This window comes from Thermodesulfobacteriota bacterium (assembly GCA_030583865.1).
GTDB lineage: Bacteria > Desulfobacterota > GWC2-55-46 > GWC2-55-46 > GWC2-55-46 > UBA5799.
Window position 1 is genome coordinate 2,671,348 of sequence record CP129479.1, and the last position, 18,361, is coordinate 2,689,708.

Consider the following 18,361-nt stretch of genomic DNA (forward strand, 5'->3'; position numbering starts at 1 on the left):
TTACCTCCCGAAGAAAGACTCTATCTCCCTCCTTGAGAGCCTTTTCACGACCGGCCTGCCGTGGGGGCAGTGCCCGGCAAAGTCTATTGCGGCCATCTCCTTCAAAAGCGCCCGGGCCTCTTCTTTCCTTAGCGGCCTCGGCCCCCTTATGACGCTGTGGCATGCTATCCTCATTAACACGGACTCGACCCTCTCCTCGGCCATCCGGCTCCCTCCGTGAAAGGAGAGCTCTTCCGCCATGTCCTTTATAAGGGATGCGGAGCTCCTGCCGGCAAGGAGGTCGGGAACGGACTTGAGGAGGAATGTCTCGCCCCCGGCCTTTGCGGACGGGCCGAAGGGCATGACCTCGAAACCCATTTCAGAAAGATACTCCAGGGACTTGAGTATCATCTCCTTTTCCCCGGGTGTCGTCTCTATCCTCTCAGGAAGAAGGAGGGCCTGGCTCCTTATGGAGCCTGAGTCGAGCCTTTTCTTTAAAGCCTCGAAGGCGCACCTCTCGGCAGCGCCGTGCTGGTCAATGAGATACGCTTCCCCGCTCTCCGGGCCCTGGGCCACTATGAACTCGCCCCAGAGCTGGCCTATGACTTCGAGATTAAGGAACTCGGGGTTTTTAACGTCCCCGGTATTTTCCGTTACTTCCGAAAGGCCGAGCTGGACGGGCCTTTCGCTTGGCTCATAGCTCGCGGCAGGCTCGTTAAGCGCTGTAGCCTGTCCCTGCCATCCCCTGCCCGCAGGGGTGAAGGCCTTCCTGTATCCAGCCCTTTCGATTGGAGAATTGCCGGAGGCAGGCCTGGCCGAAAGCGCGTCGCGTATCCCGAACCTCACCAGGTCGTAGACATAGCCCAGGTTACGGAACCTGACCTCGCTCTTTGACGGGTGGATGTTTACGTCCACGTCCTCCGGTGGGATTTTGAGGTCCAGGACCGCGAAGGGGTATCTGCCGCCAAGCAACCCCCCGTATCCTTCAAGTATAGCACGGTTGATCGACCTGTCGCGGACCCACCTGCCGTTTACGAAGGTATGGATGTGCCTCGCCGTCGGATAGCTCAAGCCAACGGCCCCGACAAAGCCCGTAAGGTCGGGCGTCTCTACCTCGACGAGCCTTTCCCCGATCTCCGGGCCGAAAAGGTCTGCTATCCTCTGTCTCAATGAGCCCGGCAGGGCCTCGAGGGGCCTGCCGGAGCCGTGCACTATCCGCATGCGCTTATCAGGGTTTATGAGGGCTATCTTCTTGAACGTATCGAGGATGCGGCCGTATTCGGATTCCGCCCCGCGCATGAACTTTAGCCTCGCGGGTGTGTTGTAGAAGAGGTCTTTTACCTCGATGGAAGTGCCCTCGGGGCAGCCGTCGGATGTGATTGCCGGCTCTCCCCCTCCCTCGACGACGACCCTCGTTCCCTCGACCTCTCCTGGCCGCCTGGTCCGTAACGTTACAATCGAAACGGCAGAGATGCTCGCAAGGGCTTCGCCCCTGAAGCCCATTGTCATTATCCTTTCGAGGTCCTCCTCGCTCTCTATCTTGGATGTGGCGTGGCGTGCAAAGGCAAGTGAGGCGTCCTCCCTCGAAATCCCGCAGCCGTTATCAACGATGCGGATGAGCCTTTTCCCGCCCTCGGCGACGTTAACGGATATTACCGACGCCCCGGCGTCTATGGAGTTTTCGAGGAGCTCCTTCAAGACGCTCTCGGGCCTTTCAACCACCTCGCCCGCGGCTATCTTCGAGGCAAGGGACTTATCGAGGAGCCTTATCCTTCTCATGCGATGGATTTTACTATTTGGGAAGGGAAAAGCCAAGCAGAGCGGTGAAAAAAATCAGGGGAGGTGTTTAGAGAGCGGGCAGGAAGCGCATTTGGGCTCCCTGGGCCTGCAGAAGTCCTTGCCAGTACGGACAATGAGGGCGTGGTATTCGTTAAAGAGGCGGGCATCCAACGGTAGGTTTTGCATAAAGAGGGACTTTACATCATCGTAGTCTGCGCCGCCCGCAAGAAGCCCATGCCTCTCGAATATCCTTTTGGTATAGGCGTCGACCACGAACTCCGGAAGTACGGCGGCATAGAGGATGATGGAGTCGGCTGTCTCAGGGCCTATGCCGTTTATGGAAAGGAGCTCTCTCCTGAGCTTTTGGGATTCCTGCTTGAGGAGCTTATCGAGGCTACCCTTGTGCTCAAAGTGGAGGTGGTCGAGGAAGTTTCGGAGCCTCTTTGCCTTGATATTGAAGTACCCTGCGGGCCTTAAGAGGCTTGCAAGCTCGTCATGGGAAAGTGCCCGCATGCGCTCAGGGTTCAGCACCCTCTTTTCCCGGAGGTTTCTTATGGCCTTCTCGACATTGGTCCAGGCGGTATTCTGAGTGAGTATGGCCCCGGTGATTACCTCGAAGCGTGTCCTCCCCGGCCACCAGCCCTGCGGACCGAATGCCGAGAAAAGGGAGGAATAATAGGCGGTAAGTATTGAAGAAAGGTTGCCGCGCTTCATCGAATGCACTTGAGGGTTCCTCTAAAAATCAGATATTTTTTCCGAGGTCGAGGCAGGGCGGAAATAAAAAGCGGAGCATATATGTCAATATGTGAGCATTTTTATTTTCGCCCTAACGAAGAGGTCGGGAAAAAGAGCGATTTTAGGGGGACCCTTCTAAAGCCCTTTAAGCTCGGCTATCTCCCTCTCAGTCAAGTGCCTCCATTCGCCCGGCTTAAGAGCACCTAATTTAAGCCCCGCGAACTCTATCCTCTTAAGTTTCTGCACCGGGTGGCCTATGGCCTGGCACATCCTCTTGACCAGATGGTTCCTGCCCTCGAATACCGTAAGCTCTATCCACGAGTTCTGGCGCGTGGCCCTCACGAACCTCACCTTTGCCGGAAGGGTCTTCCCGTCCTCCAAATGGACCCCGTCTTCGAGCTTCTTAAGCCTCTCCTTCGTGGGCACGTCGCTTACCTTCACGAGGTACTTCTTCGGGACCTGGAAGGTCGGGTGTATGAGCTTATTCGAGAAGTCTCCGTCGTTCGTAAGGAGGAGCACCCCCTCGGCGTCGTAGTCGAGCCTCCCGACGGGATATACCCTGGCCTTTACGGCAGAGACGAGCTGCGTGACGACCGGCCTTCCGGCCTCGTCGGATACGGAGCTTATGAAGCCCTTGGGCTTATTGAGTAGGACGTATACCCTGGGCCCGCCGTGCCTGACCCTTTTTCCGTCTACCTCTATCCTGTCGTTAACCGGGTCTGCCTTTGCGCCGAGCTCAGTTACTGCCCTCCCGTTCACCCTCACCCGGCCCTCGGTTATCATCTCCTCGGCCTTCCTCCGTGAGGTTATCCCCGCGTTCGCTATTATCTTCTGGAGCCTCTCCTGTTGCGGCGCCTCCGGAGGCGCTTCCCTCTTCGGACTCCTCCCAGCCGCCCCCTTCGCCGTCCGGGAAGCCGTCGGCCTCCGGCCCCTCTTCAGGCCCGGAGATGTCGGCCTCTCCTTCCTCCCCGGCTTCGAGGGCCTCTCCTCTTTCCTCGCTTCTTCCGTCCCCCTCCGGCGCGCTGTCCCGGGCCCTTTCCTCGGCGCTTTCTCCGCCCTCGGGGCTTCCTTCCGCCCTGACCGCCCCCCCGGCTCCGTCTTCCTCGGCTCCCTGCCCTTCTTCCCGGGCATACTCTTCCTCCATTTTAGTTAGGTCTTTAAGGCTCGGCAGGCAGGAGAGGTCCTTGAGCTCAAATGTCTCAAGGAACTCCTTCGTGGTCCCGTAGACCACGGGCCTGCCCGGAGCTTCTTTCCTTCCGACTATCTTTATGAACCTCTTCTCCATGAGCGTTGCGAGGACGCCGCCTGAATCCACCCCGCGGACGGCCTCTATATCGCCCCTCGCCACAGGCTGCCTGTACGCCACGACCGCCAGGGTCTCCATTGCCGCCTTGCTGATCTTCTGGAGGCCGATCTTGAAGAACCTCCGGAGAAAGGGGGCGAACTCAGGGTTTGTCCTGAACTGGTACCCGTTCGCCACCTCTTCGATGAAGAACCCCCCTCCCTTTGTCCTGTAGTCCTCTATGAGTTCGTTCAGGGCTGCCCTTACAGCTGCCTTGTCCTCGCCTTCGAGCACCCCTGCGATCCTCTCGAAGCTTATGGCGTTCTCGGCGGCGAATATGAGCGATTCGATTACGGGCTTCAGGCTATCTTTGTCCAGCATAGGCTCTATTCTTCCTTGTTTTCGTTCTGGTCTTCGTTTTCTCCGGGGCCGGGCCCGGAGGCATCGGCGCCTTCTCCGCCTTCCTCTTTCCTCTCCTCGGGCATGTAGACCCTTATGACGCCGTCCTCTGTCTGGTGCACCCGTATCATGAGCAGCTTCGCGAGCTCAAGGACGGCGAGGAATGTGACCACGATCTCGCCCCTGGTCGCGCCCTCGGGGAAGAGCGAGACGAAGGTCGCGCTCTTCTCTCTACCGAGGAACTCAACGATGTCGTTTATCTTGTCGGCTATCCTGAAGCGCTCGGATGTTAGCTCGACCGTCCTTTCTTTCGGGGCGCGCAGAAGCACGCCCTTTATGGCTTCCATTAGGTCGAAGACCGAGACGTTCACGAACCCGGCCCCTTCCTCGAGCTCCTCAAGCTCCACCTCGGCGCCGCGGGTGAACACGTCCCTGCCGAGGAGGTTCTTCTCGGATAGCTCCCTTGCCGCTTCCTTGTATCTCTGGTACTCGAGGAGCCTTCTTACCAGCTCTTCCCTCGGGTCGCAGCCTTCCTCCTCCTCGGGCTGGGCCTCCTCGTCCACAGGCAGGAGCATCCTGCTCTTTATGTGGACCAACGTCGCGGCCATGACCAGGAACTCGCCCGCGAAGTCGAGGTTCATCTCCTTCATCATCTCGATGTATTCAAGATACTGCTCGGTTATGGAGGCTACCGGGATGTCGTAGACGTCCACCTCGTTCTTCTTTATGAGGTGGAGGAGGAGGTCGAGCGGCCCCTCGAATATATCGAGCTTTATGTTATAGGTCTGGGACATGGGGCGGCTACGAGAGGCCCATAGCGGACCTGACCTCCTTCATGGTCTCTGCGGCTACGGGGGCCGCCCTTTCGGCGCCCTTGTCGAGTATGCCCTTTACCCTTTCAGGGTCCGCGGCCAGGTCTTTCCGCCTCTTCTGGATGGGCTCGAGCATGGCGAGCACCCTGGGTATCACCGACCTCTTGCATTCTATGCAGCCTATGAGGGCCTTTGTGCAGCCTTCCCTCACCCAGCTTATGGTCTTTTCGTCGGAGTAGAGGTTATGGAATGTTATGAAGAACGGGCAGAGGTCCGGGGTGCCGACGTCCGTCCTCTTTTTCCGGGCCGTGTCGGTCATCATGGTGAGGATCTTCTTTTCCACCTCGCCGGGCTCGTCCGAAAGGAATATGGCGTTGTTGTAGGACTTGCTCATCTTCCGGCCGTCGGTCCCGAGGACCTTTGGTATGGCGGTAAGGAGCGTTTCCGGCTCGGGGAAGACGTTTCCGTAGAAGTGGTTGAAGCGCCTGGTTATCTCCCTCGAAAGCTCCACGTGCGGGGCCTGGTCTATGCCCACCGGCACCTTGTTAGCCTTGTAGACGATTATGTCCGCTGTCTGGAGGACCGGATAGCCCAGGAAACCGTAGGTATGGAGGTCCTTGTCCTTTATCTCCTGGAGCTGCTCCTTGTAGGTCGGGTTACGCTCAAGCCAGGGTAGCGGCGTTATCATGGAAAGGAGCACCAGGAGCTCGGCGTGCTCCTTTACGGACGACTGCCTGAATATGACCGCCTTGGACGGGTCTATGCCCACGGAGAGCCAGTCGAGGACCATCTCCCTCACGTTCTCCCTTATGCCGAAGGGGTTCGCGTAGTCGGTCGTGAGCGCGTGCCAGTCCGCCACGAAGAAGAAGCACTCGTACTCCTCCTGGAGCCGGAGCCAGTTGGCCAGCACCCCGTGGTAATGGCCGAAATGAAGCTTTCCCGTAGGCCTCATCCCGCTCAGCACCCGATGCGCCATCTTAGTATATACCTCCCATGAGTAAGCCCACCATGACGAAGATGACAGGCGAGATGAACTTGTGGAGCGCCCCCGTGACAATAAGGAGGAGAAGCACGAAAAACCCGTACTGCTCGAATTTGGCCCAGGCAAAGGCCTGGCTCGGAGGGAGGAGGTTCCCGAGGACCTTGCTCCCGTCGAGCGGCGGAACGGGTATCATGTTGAAGACGGCCAGGGCCACGTTTATGCGGATGCTGAGCTCGACCATCGTGAAGAGCGGCCACATGACATTGGGCATGGACCCCAGAAGGGAAGGCCCGGCGATTATGAGCGCCTTGTAGGCCAGGGCCGAGAGTGCCGCAAGGAAAAGGTTGGATAAGGGCCCCGCGACTGAAACCATTATTATATCGCGCGAGATATTGCTGAAATTCCGAGGATTTATGGGGACCGGCTTGGCCCAGCCGAAAAGACCGGAGAAAAACAGCATGATGGTGCCGATTGGGTCCAGGTGCTTTATAGGGTTGAAAGTGACCCTGCCTAGCATCTTGGCGGTCGGGTCGCCCAGGCGGTTCGCAACCCATGCGTGGGCGCACTCGTGCACAGTAAGCGCCAGCAAGATCGGCGGCACCAGGAGAAGCGTCCTTTGCAAAAATTCCTGAACCATGAGAAACCCTTAAACAAGAAACACTTGGGGGATTTTGCCAGTAATCTAAAATTTTAACAGATGAATGAGAGACGGGTCAATGCAAATATTGGAACGAAAAAGACCGAATTAGATGAAACCTGGCCTGGACGAGTGGCCCGCTAAGCGCGCTTCTTGGCGCGGGCGTGTCCTTTTTCTATGGCGGATTTGACGAATTGCTCCTCGTCCTCCCTCGTGGACGTCTCGCCGTCGATGCGCTTCTTAAGGAGGGTCCTCAAAATCTCGCCCATGAGGGGCCCCTCGGCCACCCCGAGCCTCTTCAAATCTCCGCCCCTTAGCTCCGGCCTTATGTGCCTGAGCGTCGTTATGTAGGTTGAGAGGGCTTTGCGGGCCGGGTCTTTTCCAGCCTTTGCCATGAGGTATAGGACGAGCTCCAGCGGAAGCTTTGAGAGGAGCTCGAATACATCGCTCGCCTTTTTCGCGGCCCCCGCCTGTATCTTCCCGAGGGCCTTGCGGGCCTCTTCCCTTCTGCCGAGGACATCGAGCCTCTTTTTCCCGGATATGCCGAGCCTCGCCATAAGGGCCGAGAGCTCCCCTTCCTTGAGCCTGTCAGTAAGGGCGAGAAAGAGGACCAGCCAGGCCTCGACCCTTTCCTTCTCGTAAAGGAGCTCGTACCAGGCAAGGGCCTCCTTTCCGCGCCTGAAGAGCCGCTCGGATTCCCTGTCCCAGACGATGGAAGGATGGATGAGCTTAAGGAGACCCAGGTCCGAAAGCCTCTTAAGCGCCTTACCGGAGGTTTCCTCCTCGAGTATGCTCTTAAGCTCCTCTGCTATCCTCGGGCCGGAGACGGTCATGAAGCCGTCGAGCCTTACCGAGTTCTTTATGAGGTTCAGCGTGTGTTTTCCGATCGTGAAATCGAACTTCTCGGCGAACCTCACGGCGCGGAGCATCCTGGTCGAGTCCTCCACAAAGCTTAAGTTGTGGAGCACCCTGATGGTCCTCTCCTTAAGGTCCTTCTGCGCCCCGAAAAAATCTATGAGCTCGCCGAACCTGCCTGGATTGAGGGCCACTGAAAGGGTGTTCATTATGAAGTCCCTCCTGTAAAGGTCGAGCTTCAGGGAAGACTGCTCGACGGTCGGAAGCGCTCCGGGCCTCTCGTAATACTCAAGCCTCGCGGTAGCGACGTCGAGCTTGTAGCCGTCCGGGAAGACCAGCACCGCGGTCTTGAACCTGTGGTGCGCCCTCACAGATGCGCCGCGCCTCCGGGCCAGGTCTTCCGCGAATACTATGCCGTTCCCGCCCTCTACGACTATGTCTATGTCCAGGTTCTCCCTCCTCATTATGAGGTCGCGGACGAACCCCCCGACGACATAGGCCTTGAAGCCCCTCGCCTCCGCTACCTCGCCGGCCTCCTTCAATAAATCCAGCGCCCAGGCCGGGAGCCGCTCCTTCATAAGGCCGGAGACGACGCGCACCTTCTTCGTCTCGTCGCGGGCCCCGGCGCGAAGCTCCTCCTGCAGGAGCTTAAGGAGGTCTGTCCGGGTGATTACGCCCACCACTTTTCTGTCCTTCAACACCGGCAGAAGCCTTTGCCCGTGGCCCACGACCTTCTCCCTGATGCTCTCTATCGATGCGTCGTGGCCGACCCAATCGACCTCGGTCGTCATGTAGTCCTTTACCGGCGCGGCCCCGAGGCCGTGATAAACGGCCTTGTCCACGACCTGCCTGGTTATGACCCCCTGCACGGCCCCGTTCCTCACCACGGGCGCGGCGTTTATGCCGTATCTCCGCATGACCTCGATCGCGTCTTTAAGCGCGGACCTCGGTGAGAGGGTTATGGGCGGGAATGACATGATGTCGCCGGCGGTCCTCGCGGGCACGATATTTGCCCGGATGGCTTCAAGGAGCATCTCCCTGGCCTGCACGAGTGTCGCCCCCTTCAAGGTGGCTGAGGCCGCGTTCGGGTGGCCGCCGCCGCCAAGAGTCTTCAAAATCCTGCCCGCGTCGGCGCGCGCATTTCTCGACCGGGCTATCACGTGGACCCTGTCTTCCGAATCGACGAGGAGGAAAAGGCATTCCATGTTCTCTATGTCACGGATCCTGTGCGCGAGCACCGCGATGTCGCCCTTGTACTTTTCGAGATAGGCCTCTGCCACTACGACCTCCACCCCGCTGAAGGAATACCTGGCCTGGGACTGCAGAAGCTCGTTAAGGAGCGACACCTCCTCGGGGGTAAGCTCTTGCCGGAGGAGGTCCGAGACGGTCTTGAGGTCGGCCCCTGACGAGAGGAGGAAGGAGGCGGCCTCGTAATCCTCTTTAGTGGTGGATGGATAGGAAAGGAACCCCGTGTCCTCGTATATTCCGGTCATCATTATGGTGGCCTCCTCGGGGGTAGGCGTCAAGCCCCGCTCCCTGAGGACGAGCGTTAGGAGGGTGGTGTTCGACCCGAAGGGCCTCCTTACCTCGAAGCTCCCCTTGAGGTCACCCGGAGAGGCCGGGTGGTGGTCGTATATGTGCACGTCCGTTCCAGGCCTTTCCGCAGCCTGGGCAAACGGCCCTATCCTCGACGGGGAGCTCACATCCACGAGTATAAGGCGGCGGATCCCGCCTATGTCGATGTCCTTTATGCGGCTTACCTCCGCTGTGAGCGGGAGCGTATTTAGAGCGCCCCGTAGAGGCTTCTCGACCGAGCCGGGGAAAACGAGGAGCGCGTCCGGGTATAGCCTCTTTGCCGCGACCATCGAGGCGAAGGCGTCGAAGTCGGCGTTTACGTGGGACGTTATGACTTCCATAAGGGCGATATTAGCATATTTGCAGGGCGCGGGCCAAAAAAAGAGGGCAGGCCCCGTGGCCTGCCCTCTCGATGCGATCCGGACTTATATTATTTCTTCTCCGTCCCCGCGTCCGCCTTTTCGCCTGCCTTCTCGCCCTCCTTACCGTCCTTTCCGGCGTCCGTCTCCTCTATGACCGGAGCCGGCTGGGAATGGCACCTGAAGCAGTCGTCTATGGGGAAGGCCACCTTGGTATGGCATACGCCGCAGTACTGCCCTGAGATTATCTTCATCATGTTCATCTCCGGGTTCCCGCCCTGCTGCTGCTTGAATATGGACTCGTGGCACGAGGTGCAGTCCAGGACCTTTGTATGCGCCTTATGCGGGTACTTGACGTCCGGCGGGCTCGGCTTGAACTTGGTCGTCGGGATTATTATGTCCATGTCGAACTCGAAGAGCTCGTCGGTTCCGTCCGGGTTTGCCGCGGCTTTTGAGGCGCCGGTCTCCAGCGCCTTTACCCAGTCTACCTTGTTCCCGAAGTAGTCCTTGGGGTGGTCCTTCAGCCTCTCGGCCATGTTCCGATCTTGCAGAAGGCCCTGTGAATGGCACCTGTCGCATTCAAACGGCGCGAAGGCTATGTTGCCGTTATGGCAGGTCCCGCACTGCTTGCCCTCGAATATCTCGGCCATGGTTATCTCGGCCGTGCCGGCCTTGAAGCTGAAACCGAGGTCCGTATGGCAGACCTTGCACGAGAATTTGTCCCGGTGCACCCAGTGCGGGAACACAACTGGCCGCATGTCGTTCTTGCTCGCGTTCTTGTCAAGGACCACGTTCCCGTACGTCTCAGGGTTCTTGGGCTTCCTCAGGTCGGTCTCCCATGTCACGCCGGCCTGGGCCCATTGATAGACGAAAAACCCCCCGGCGGCCAGGGCCGCCGCGGTCAAAAATCCCACTAACCTGATGCTACGCACTTTGGACCTCCTTTGCTCCCTTACAATATCAATGACCTGTATGGCATAAGGCGCATAATTTCATGTACTCTACTCTTAAAGAGCCGGGGTGGATCGCTTTCCCGTGAGGCTCGTGGCAGGTATGGCAGACCATCTCGCCGTCGTCCGTCAGGGGAAGCCTTGCCGGAACGTGTATATTCACTATTAGCCCCATGGGATGGCGGGTGACCGGGTGGTTGCCTATGTTCCCGTGGTGGCACTTGACGCACGTGGTAACCGGGTCCCTGGTAAGGAGCGGCGGCTGCTCGCTGTGGCACGTCGAGCAGAGGTCTTCCCTCCTGAAATCATGCGGGTTGACGATGACGGAGCGCCCCTCGCCGCCTTCCTCGGCTGCCCTGCATTCCCTTGCAGCCAGTCCGGCGGCCGCGGCCATAAGACCCAGCGCCGCTATGGTGGTCAATATTATTTTCATCGATCTCGAAGAGCGCCAGGCGCCTCCGCCCTGTCCTCAATACGAGCAATCGCTCATATTAGTGCAGTCATAATTGACTTCGGTCCCGGGTATCGCGATTTCCTCGAAAGAATCGTTACATACCTTCTCGGTAGACGGGGTTATGGTCCTGAAGGTTATCTGCCCGTCCATGGCCCCGGTGGTCCTCGGGCTCTTGTACGATTCAACGCACGCCCCGTTCATGAGCCTGTACCCGAGCGGGTCCGAGTCCTCGAGCGTGCCCGCCGGGGCGTTGCTGCCGTGAATGCCCTTTATCTGGTCCACCGTCTCGGTCGGGTCATACCACCCGCCGTGGCACGAAAGGCACAGTATCCCGAACTTGTTCGAGTTGTTGCCGGTACCGGTCCCCTGCTTGTAGAAGGGGGAATCGGTCCCGAGCCCGTCGGGCGGGTGCGAGACCCTCGAATAATTCGCATTCGGGCCGATGTAGCCCTCGTCCCCGTAGACGTCCCTCTTGTGGCAGTTATAGCAGAAATTCCTGGTGGTGCCGAAACCAGTGGTGTTCGCCTTGAGTATCCATTTCTCGTTTGAGCCGTGCACGCCCGAGGGGTCGGAGGAGACGCTCGAGCCGTGGCAGGCGGAGCATGTAATTGTGCTGTCGTGCGTTACGTTGTAATAGCCGGTGCGCTCCCAGGTCTCCGGGAGGTCGACATACCTGAACGTGTTCGTAAGCCCGAGGCCGTTGTCCGGCCAGTTGAGGTTTGCGCGCGGCGAGCCGGGAGGCACGTTCCTGCCCTGGGCGAAGACCGGGTGAAAGCCCATGTTGTTGATGTTGAAGTCCGCCGTGGGGTCGGACTGCTCGACCTGAGACCCGTCCGCGTTGCCCGAAGGCGCATAAGGCGGCATGCTGCCGTAGGCGTAATACGAATGGCATTTTATGCAGAGATACCCTTCCAGGTTATTGCCGCCTGGGTTGGTGGAGGTAAAATCGACCACTTCGTAGGCCGTGACCGGCTCCCCGGCAACGGGCCAGGACGACGGCTTGACTCCCCAGCTCCCCAATATGTTCGCGCCGATAATGTTCCCGTTCACGCCGCCCATGGCCTGGTTCCCTTCCATGGCGCCGTGCGGGTTGTGGCAATCGGCGCACTCCGCATGCCTGTTGTCCCTCAGGTTTTCAGCCGATTCCCTGGCCGGGTCGCCGGCGAACTCCCTCGAAGGGACATGCAGCCCCCATGTGGCCTTGACATCGTGCTTGTAGGGGTATTCGAATTGCGCGGTAAGGTCCTTGGAGGCCACGTTCCCGTTGTGGCAGTTGAGGCATAGCCATTCCTCGTTCTCGATATTCGAGGTGGACGGGTTCGTGCCCTTCAAAAGCGCCTTCCCGGCCGCGCCGCCGTGCGAGCGGTGGCAGGCAAGGCAGCTCTGCATCTCGGGCGTGTCGTCGCTGTAACCGGTTTCGCCCAGGTCCTCGTGCCAGGGGTTCACCCCCTCGCCGTTCCACGTGGCCGTGGACGTGCCGTGCACCGAAGGGTTTGTCTCCCAGTATCTCTTGTCATGGCATATCTGGCAGAGGCCGCCGTTTGAGAGGCTCCCGAGGAGGAACTTGGGGAACTCGGTTCCGTGCGGGTCGTGGCAGCTCGTGCACTGCATCATCCCCGCGCCGTCGAGCTTGACTCTCTGCTGGGACTCGCTCAGCGGGTCTCTTATCTCCTCGTTCGACGGATATGAGCGGGAGTACTCGAAGGATATGGGGTGGTCATCCATCAGGTCCGTGCCTATATGGGACGTCGATATGGAACTCAGCTTCCCTTCCTCTATGCCGGCGCCGGTCACGCTCAGCTCCCCCCCGAGCCCCTTTCCCGGAAGGTTGAGGAGCGAGCCTATTGCTATGGTGCCGTCATGGCATGCCAGGCAGAGCTTCGATGAGCCGGTCGGCTGCCCGAGCGTAGGGGAGTTGGGGTCCAGCGTGGCGGCAAGGGTCTGGCTCATGTAGACGTCGTAGGTGGCCCCGGGGTCCTGCTTGTTCCACGCCGGCCCGGAAGGGTTTGCGTTATGAGGCGTGTGGCAGAAGACGCAGACCTCGGTCGTCTCGCCGGACTTTATCTCCCCCGGGGAAAGCGAGCCGAAGTTGTGCTTCGTGCCTGTGACCGACGCAAGCGAATATCCGGCGGCAGCGGCCAGCAGCCCGGTTACCAACGCCGCGGCTATCACGTTACGTCCCTTTTTCCCGGCCTTTCCCTTCATCGGATTTAACGACATTTCCTTCCTGCGGTCGAGCCCGCTGGGTTCAGCCTTCCCCGAGGTAGTCGAAGACCTGCACCCTGCTATTATACGAATCCGAGACGTAGATCCTGTTGCCGTTGTCTATGAATATGCCGCTCGGAAGCCAGAAGGTCCCGGCTGATTTGCCGAGGGTGCCGAAATTCAGGAGGAACCTTCCTTGCCTGTTGAATATCTGTATGGTATCAAAGAGGGCGTCGGCCACGTAAATGTTCCCGTCCTTGTCGAGGGCGATGCCCTTGGGCCTGCCGAAATCGCCTGTTCCGTCTCCCTGCCTGCCGAAGGAGCTCAAAAACTTCCCGTTGCCGTCGAATATCTGGACCCTGAAGTTCAACGAATCAACGACGTACACGTCGCCGCCCCGGTCCAGGGCCAAATCAACGGGGTAGTTGAACTCCCCTGTTTCTTTCCCTCTCCTTCCGAAGGAGCCGACCTCCGCGCCCTTCAGGTCAAAAATACGGATGCTATGAGACGCGGTGTCGGATATGTATACCCTTGATTCAGTCTTGCTTATCGCGATGCCCGTGGGCCTTTCGCCCGCGGCGAACGAGAAGAGGAACTTGCCCTTGGGATTGAAGACAAAGGCCTTGCGGGCCACTGAATCGGTGACATAGATATTGTTCTGGCCGTCGGTGGCCGCCGCTATCGGGGATTCGAACCGCTCTTCCCCGGGCTCTTCTATGAGTGTGTAGTTCTTCCTGGCCAGGTCGAAGACATGCACCTTCTTGAAGGCCGTGTCCGCCACTATGAGCCTTCCGGCGGAATCGACGGTTACGCCGTACGGCTTTATGAGCCGGTCCCTTTTTTCACCGAGTATGAAATCGGCAATACGCCTGAAAAACCCCGTGTTCGCGCCGATGTCCTCGGGCCTGCTGATAGTCCGTAAATAACTTACCCTTGCCGGTTCGGGAGGAGACGGCCAGATAAGGGGCGTCTGCGGCGTAAGCATGCCGCTTTTCTGCTCCGGACCGAAAGCGCAGCCCGCGAGCGTAAGCGCGGCGAACGCCAACGCCGCGGCTAGCCTGAGGGCGCCTGATGACCGGGCCCTTTCGGCCCTTCTGTCTTTCGGGGCTGCATGCATCAGGAAATGACCCTACTTCCTGTGACAGTACTGGCAGATATCAAGCCCGGCGGACCTGAACCGCCGGGTAGTGTCGGCGCCCCAGTCGGCCCTGCCCGGAAGAAGCCCTCTCTCGTGCGGGTTGTGGCAGGTTGAGCATATTATCTGGCCTGTTTTCGGGTCGAGCGGCAGGATAGTGGGTATGTCCTTCAAGGTCATCCTGATGTTGTCGTGAATGGTCTTGGGGGGCACCCTCAAATGGTTCGGCGCTTTCTTCAAAACGCTAAGCATGGCCGTCGGCTGGACCGTGGGGTGGACAGGGACCGTATGGCAGCTCCTGCAGAGCTGGACCGGGTCCTCGAAATAGAGCTTCACGTCCTTTATGGTCAGGTTCTTGTCGATTGCCGGGACTTCCTTATGGCATACAACGCACGTGCCCCAGAGCACCTCTCCGGTCTCGCCTATCTGGTTATGCGGGTTGATTACCGTCAAGAGCGCCTCGGCCCTCGGGTAGGGGGGCGGCTCGGGCGGGGCAGGAACGGCCGGGGCCTCTGCCGACCAGGCTTCGCCGGAGAAAAACAGGGCGCCTGCTAAAAAGATGACCTTGAGGATGCCGGATTTCCTTGACATGTTGGGCTACCTTCTTTGGATGCCGGCCCTGAGGCCGTTTCGTTTAGCTTACTCTTGCGTAAAGGCGTAAATGGAGCCGTCCTCGGAGCCTACGTAAACGGCATTGTCCGTGACCGCCGGAGAGGACTGGATGCTCCCCTCGGTCATGTACTTCCAGACCGTCTCGCCGGTATAGAGGTCCACGGCGTAAAAGCCGCCGTCGTCACAGCCGACGTAAAGGAGCCCGGAAGCCGAGACCGCCGGGGTCGAGTTCACCTCGTCCGGGAACTTGTAGACCGCGAGCTCCCTGCCGTCCTTCCTGTTGAAGACGGTCACGTCGCCCTTTTTGGAAGCCATGTATATCCTGTCGGCGGTGACCACAGGAGAGGCGTAGGCGAGCTTGCCGAGGTTCTTCCGCCATACGTATTTGCCGTCTTTTACATTCAGAGCGTAAAGGGTCCTGTTATACGAGGATACGTAGACTATGCCGTCCCGCACTGCCGGGGTGGAGTATATGGCGGATTCGGTCCTCAACTGCCAGTTCCTTCCGCCGCTCTTCGCGGAGGCGGAGTATATCACCCCGTTCTTGCCCGCGTAATATATCGCGCCGTCGGCATAGGCCGGGGAGGCGTATATGCCGCTGTATTTTTCGTAATCCGGGACGTTCATCCTCCAAACCCTCTGGCCGTCCTTTGTCCGGAGGGCGTAGAGGTAGAGGTCCTTGGAGCCGATATAGACATTGTCCTCGGCTACAACAGGCGAAGTGAGGACCGGGCCGCCGGTCTCGTGCTTCCAGACGAGCTTGCCGGTCTCGGCCTCGAGAGCGTAGACGGAGCCGTCCCTGGAGCCGAAATAGACCCTGCCCTTGTCGACCGCCGGGGACGAGAATATCTCGCCGTTGGTCTCGAACTTCCAGACAACGGCCCCGGTCTTCTCGTCAAGGGCGTAAAGGTGCTTGTCATACGAGCCCACGAAGACCTTGCCCTTGTAGACCGCCGGAGATGAATAGACCCTCCCGCCGGTCTTGAACTTCCACTTGAGCGCCAGGGGCGGCCTCGGCGCCCTCTCGACAAAGGGGACGTTATCGGGGCTCTTCATGAACTTCGGCCAGTCCGCGGCGGCCTGTCCGAAAAAAAGCGGCAGCGCCGCCAATGAGAGGGCCAGCGCTGCTGTTATCTTCCCTGCTGTTGACCTCGATTGCTGCATAGTTCCTCTCAGACCTTCATCTTTGAGATTTTGTGGGATATGCTCTTCCGCTCCCGGGTTATCCCCTCGAGGGCCGCGGCAAGCTCCTTTGCGTCCCGGGCGGAGGCCTCAAGCCCCCTCGAAGCCTTCTCAAGGGCTTGACCGGATTTTTTCAGGGGACCGAAAAAGGACGCGAGCGAGATGGTCATCGCATTGAACGCGTCCGCCAGGGCGCCCGGCATTTCGCTCGAGACCCGCCGCGTAAGGTCGCCACTGGAGACCCCCTTCACGGCCTCCCTGAGCTCGATGAGCGGGAGCTCTATCCGGCGGAGGACAAAGTAGCCGACTACCGCGGAGACGGACAGGACCGCTGAAACGGTTACGGCTCCGAGTTTCAGCAAGACAGGGACCGCGATTTCAGAGGTGGTCCGTATCTTTATATGGATTTTATATAACCCCTGTCCAAGTTCCCTGTCAATTAAAAAATAGGCGGCGAGGAGGTTCAGAAGGAGCCCCAGGAGGACCGTTCCGGCAAAGGCAGCCGCGAACCTCGACTGCAGCTTCCGGTCTATGAAATAGTTCCTGCGCCTCCAACTGGCATCGCGCGCGTCCCGCATCGCTCCTCCGGGCCCGGGCTCGATTCCGGGCTATATGATAGTACCCTGGAATTAAAACCCCATTAATCCAGGGTTAATTCGTCCATGCTCTCCTAAAGAGGTTCATTTATTGTGGCACGCAAGGCAGAGCCTGCTGTATTCGTTGCTCATGACGAGCTCGTTATGGAGCTTCGAGAACGGGTTATGGCAGCTCCCGCACCCGACGTTGCCGGCAAAGAGCTTTATCTCGGGCGGGAGCTTGTCCACCGGCTTATACGCGCCCCGGTACTTGCGCCTGGCGTCTATGTAGGATACGCCAATGGGGTGGCTGAGGCCGGAAAGCCCCGACCTGTGGAATAGCGGCCCCGCGATTTCCCTTCCTCCGACGACCGCGTCCGGCCCTGTCAGGGCGTCGTGGCAAGCCATGCACCTGAGTGATAGCTCGTCGAGCACGCCCCCGACCTCGGTTGCGACGAACTTCAACGAGGCGGAGCCCGTGACGTGGGCCGAGCCGAGCGAGAGCTTATGGAGCTCGCTCTCAAGGTCGCCGTGGCAAAGCATGCAGAAGCCGGGGCCCTCGGCCCTGGAGCGGAGGCGGAACGGCCCGAAGCCCTCCATGTGCACCGGGTGGCAAGTAATGCAGGTCACGTCCCCCTTCCAATCGAGCGGCAGGTTCGCGGGCACCTGCATCGAGGGCCTCACGTCCACCGGATGCGACAGCTCGAACTCGGCCTCGTGGCAGTCCACGCACATCCTCGATATGTCCAGCAGGAAGGCGCGGGGAGTGTCCCCGGGGGACGGCTCGGCAATATGGCATTCTAGGCACCGGCCCTTGAAGTCGTGATAGCTCGTCCACTGCCGGGAGTAGAGGAGAGCCGCGGCGCCCACCGCGGCTATTGCCATTGATATGGCCAGCGCCCTCTTAATCGCCTTCATGGGCCTTTACGCTCGAGAGGGCCAGCTGGAGCCTCTTTACGTTCTCGAATAGTTCGCGGACCGCGGACCCGGCCTCGGGCGGGAGCGGCCCTCCCTTTTCGAGGATTTTCAGAAGCTCCTGCTCGGATTTCTCAAGGGCTTCGATTGCTTCGGCTGCGGCCCTTGCCGTGTGGTTTACCGACCGGACCATCGAGTTCAAGTCTTCCGCGAGCGCGACGAGCTGGTCGTTACCCCGAAGCCGCGTAACAACAGTAAGGTCGCCCGAGCCTATCTCTTCCATATTCCGGGCGAGCCTGAAGACCGGCCCCGCTATCCTGTGGGAATAGAGTATTGAGACCGCGGCAACGGCCGCGGTCGCGACCCCGAGGAGCGCTACAGTGTAAGAGGAGGCGAAGACAAGCGGCAGGGCCTTTACCTTGAGCTCGTAAAGCGTGAAGACGGCCTGGCCGTATGAGTCTCCCACGCCCCTCGAAAGGGAGAGTACTAGGAGGGCAAGGAGCCCGGCGGCCCCGGCAAGCGTCGCAAGGCACAGCTTGAGCCCGAACCTGAGCTTGAAGCCCAGCCCGAGGAGGCGCGAGGCGTCCGTTTTTTTACGGGTATCCGGAGCGGCCATCTTTACCGGCTATAAAAGAGGATTTCAAATCGGTCCGGGAGAAAATAAACGAGGTGAGTGCTGAAAACGCGGGGCAGGATTCACAGCCATTATATCCGAATACGGCGCGCTTGTGAAGCCCGGGAGCGCCTCCCTGCCGCCCCTTCATTGAAAATTATTGAAAAAACCAGCCGTTATGAATATAATAAAAAGCTCTTTTCCGTCTTGCCCGCCGGAAGCTCGACTGAACGGCGGGGCAGAAGCCGCGGGCCCCCTTTCCGCGGCCCAAGTCAGGGGTGCGGCGGGAAAAGGCGGGAAGGATTTTTCCCGAACACAATCTGGGA

General features: G+C 59.4%; 17 protein-coding genes. All 17 read right to left on the reverse strand.

Going from position 1 to position 18,361, the window contains the following annotated elements; all coding sequences use genetic code 11:
- The 17 genes from mutL to QY316_12810 all read right to left on the reverse strand — a co-directional run bounded on the left by mutL (window position 1) and on the right by QY316_12810 (window position 18,038).
- A complete protein-coding gene (gene mutL / locus QY316_12730; protein ID WKZ32755.1) occupies window positions 1–1,758 on the reverse strand; it encodes a DNA mismatch repair endonuclease MutL in 1,758 nt (585 codons plus the stop codon).
- A gap of 54 nt (window positions 1,759–1,812) precedes the next feature.
- Window positions 1,813–2,472 carry an endonuclease III domain-containing protein gene (locus QY316_12735; protein WKZ34127.1) on the reverse strand — a complete coding sequence of 220 codons (660 nt, stop codon included), beginning with the start codon at window positions 2,470–2,472 and terminating at the stop codon, window positions 1,813–1,815.
- Window positions 2,473–2,628: 156 nt separating this feature from the next.
- Window positions 2,629–3,276: a pseudouridine synthase gene (locus QY316_12740; protein WKZ32756.1), complete on the reverse strand. Its 648-nt coding sequence runs from the start codon at window positions 3,274–3,276 to the stop codon at window positions 2,629–2,631.
- Window positions 3,230–4,156: an SMC-Scp complex subunit ScpB gene (gene scpB, locus QY316_12745; protein WKZ32757.1), complete on the reverse strand. Its 927-nt coding sequence runs from the start codon at window positions 4,154–4,156 to the stop codon at window positions 3,230–3,232. The genes QY316_12740 and scpB overlap by 47 nt, the downstream gene beginning before the upstream one ends.
- Before the next feature lie 5 nt (window positions 4,157–4,161).
- On the reverse strand, window positions 4,162–4,968 hold the full coding sequence (locus QY316_12750) for a segregation/condensation protein A (protein WKZ32758.1): 807 nt from the start codon (window positions 4,966–4,968) through the stop codon (window positions 4,162–4,164).
- Between the two features lie 7 nt (window positions 4,969–4,975).
- On the reverse strand, window positions 4,976–5,962 hold the full coding sequence (gene trpS / locus QY316_12755) for a tryptophan--tRNA ligase (protein ID WKZ32759.1): 987 nt from the start codon (window positions 5,960–5,962) through the stop codon (window positions 4,976–4,978).
- A 1-nt stretch (window position 5,963) separates the two neighbouring features.
- A complete protein-coding gene (locus tag QY316_12760) occupies window positions 5,964–6,569 on the reverse strand; it encodes a site-2 protease family protein (GenBank protein ID WKZ32760.1) in 606 nt (201 codons plus the stop codon).
- Between the two features lie 176 nt (window positions 6,570–6,745).
- Window positions 6,746–9,376, reverse strand: a complete 2,631-nt coding sequence (locus QY316_12765) for a CBS domain-containing protein (GenBank protein ID WKZ32761.1) — start codon at window positions 9,374–9,376, stop codon at window positions 6,746–6,748.
- Between the two features lie 89 nt (window positions 9,377–9,465).
- Window positions 9,466–10,326 carry a cytochrome c3 family protein gene (locus tag QY316_12770; GenBank protein ID WKZ32762.1) on the reverse strand — a complete coding sequence of 287 codons (861 nt, stop codon included), beginning with the start codon at window positions 10,324–10,326 and terminating at the stop codon, window positions 9,466–9,468.
- Window positions 10,327–10,354: 28 nt separating this feature from the next.
- Window positions 10,355–10,777, reverse strand: coding sequence for a cytochrome c3 family protein (locus QY316_12775; protein ID WKZ32763.1), 423 nt, complete (start codon window positions 10,775–10,777; stop codon window positions 10,355–10,357).
- 36 nt (window positions 10,778–10,813) lie between these two features.
- Window positions 10,814–13,018, reverse strand: coding sequence for a cytochrome c3 family protein (locus tag QY316_12780; GenBank protein ID WKZ32764.1), 2,205 nt, complete (start codon window positions 13,016–13,018; stop codon window positions 10,814–10,816).
- A 28-nt stretch (window positions 13,019–13,046) separates the two neighbouring features.
- Window positions 13,047–14,120: a 6-bladed beta-propeller gene (locus QY316_12785; protein WKZ32765.1), complete on the reverse strand. Its 1,074-nt coding sequence runs from the start codon at window positions 14,118–14,120 to the stop codon at window positions 13,047–13,049.
- A gap of 12 nt (window positions 14,121–14,132) precedes the next feature.
- A complete protein-coding gene (locus QY316_12790) occupies window positions 14,133–14,729 on the reverse strand; it encodes a cytochrome c3 family protein (protein WKZ32766.1) in 597 nt (198 codons plus the stop codon).
- Window positions 14,730–14,777: 48 nt separating this feature from the next.
- Window positions 14,778–15,914, reverse strand: a complete 1,137-nt coding sequence (locus QY316_12795) for a PQQ-binding-like beta-propeller repeat protein (protein WKZ32767.1) — start codon at window positions 15,912–15,914, stop codon at window positions 14,778–14,780.
- Between the two features lie 8 nt (window positions 15,915–15,922).
- Window positions 15,923–16,510, reverse strand: coding sequence for a methyl-accepting chemotaxis protein (locus QY316_12800; GenBank protein WKZ32768.1), 588 nt, complete (start codon window positions 16,508–16,510; stop codon window positions 15,923–15,925).
- A gap of 102 nt (window positions 16,511–16,612) precedes the next feature.
- Window positions 16,613–17,425 (reverse strand): cytochrome c3 family protein, encoded by an 813-nt coding sequence (locus QY316_12805; protein ID WKZ32769.1) that lies wholly within the window; start codon window positions 17,423–17,425, stop codon window positions 16,613–16,615.
- Window positions 17,412–18,038, reverse strand: a complete 627-nt coding sequence (locus tag QY316_12810) for a HAMP domain-containing protein (protein WKZ32770.1) — start codon at window positions 18,036–18,038, stop codon at window positions 17,412–17,414. Before QY316_12810 ends, QY316_12805 begins: the two co-directional genes overlap by 14 nt.
- Window positions 18,039–18,361: the final 323 nt, after the last annotated feature.

What these genes read in the sequence shown, in the direction of transcription:
- QY316_12800 (WKZ32768.1), bottom strand. Translation starts at nt 16,510, where the DNA reads ATGCGGGACGCGCGCGATGCCAGTTGGAGGCGCAGGAACTATTTCATA.
- QY316_12740 (WKZ32756.1), bottom strand. Translation starts at nt 3,276, where the DNA reads ATGATAACCGAGGGCCGGGTGAGGGTGAACGGGAGGGCAGTAACTGAG.
- QY316_12810 (WKZ32770.1), bottom strand. Translation starts at nt 18,038, where the DNA reads ATGGCCGCTCCGGATACCCGTAAAAAAACGGACGCCTCGCGCCTCCTC.
- QY316_12750 (WKZ32758.1), bottom strand. Translation starts at nt 4,968, where the DNA reads ATGTCCCAGACCTATAACATAAAGCTCGATATATTCGAGGGGCCGCTC.
- QY316_12805 (WKZ32769.1), bottom strand. Translation starts at nt 17,425, where the DNA reads ATGAAGGCGATTAAGAGGGCGCTGGCCATATCAATGGCAATAGCCGCG.
- QY316_12765 (WKZ32761.1), bottom strand. Translation starts at nt 9,376, where the DNA reads ATGGAAGTCATAACGTCCCACGTAAACGCCGACTTCGACGCCTTCGCC.
- scpB (WKZ32757.1), bottom strand. Translation starts at nt 4,156, where the DNA reads ATGCTGGACAAAGATAGCCTGAAGCCCGTAATCGAATCGCTCATATTC.
- QY316_12775 (WKZ32763.1), bottom strand. Translation starts at nt 10,777, where the DNA reads ATGAAAATAATATTGACCACCATAGCGGCGCTGGGTCTTATGGCCGCG.
- QY316_12795 (WKZ32767.1), bottom strand. Translation starts at nt 15,914, where the DNA reads ATGCAGCAATCGAGGTCAACAGCAGGGAAGATAACAGCAGCGCTGGCC.
- QY316_12735 (WKZ34127.1), bottom strand. Translation starts at nt 2,472, where the DNA reads ATGAAGCGCGGCAACCTTTCTTCAATACTTACCGCCTATTATTCCTCC.
- mutL (WKZ32755.1), bottom strand. Translation starts at nt 1,758, where the DNA reads ATGAGAAGGATAAGGCTCCTCGATAAGTCCCTTGCCTCGAAGATAGCC.
- QY316_12790 (WKZ32766.1), bottom strand. Translation starts at nt 14,729, where the DNA reads ATGTCAAGGAAATCCGGCATCCTCAAGGTCATCTTTTTAGCAGGCGCC.
- QY316_12780 (WKZ32764.1), bottom strand. Translation starts at nt 13,018, where the DNA reads ATGTCGTTAAATCCGATGAAGGGAAAGGCCGGGAAAAAGGGACGTAAC.
- trpS (WKZ32759.1), bottom strand. Translation starts at nt 5,962, where the DNA reads ATGGCGCATCGGGTGCTGAGCGGGATGAGGCCTACGGGAAAGCTTCAT.
- QY316_12785 (WKZ32765.1), bottom strand. Translation starts at nt 14,120, where the DNA reads ATGCATGCAGCCCCGAAAGACAGAAGGGCCGAAAGGGCCCGGTCATCA.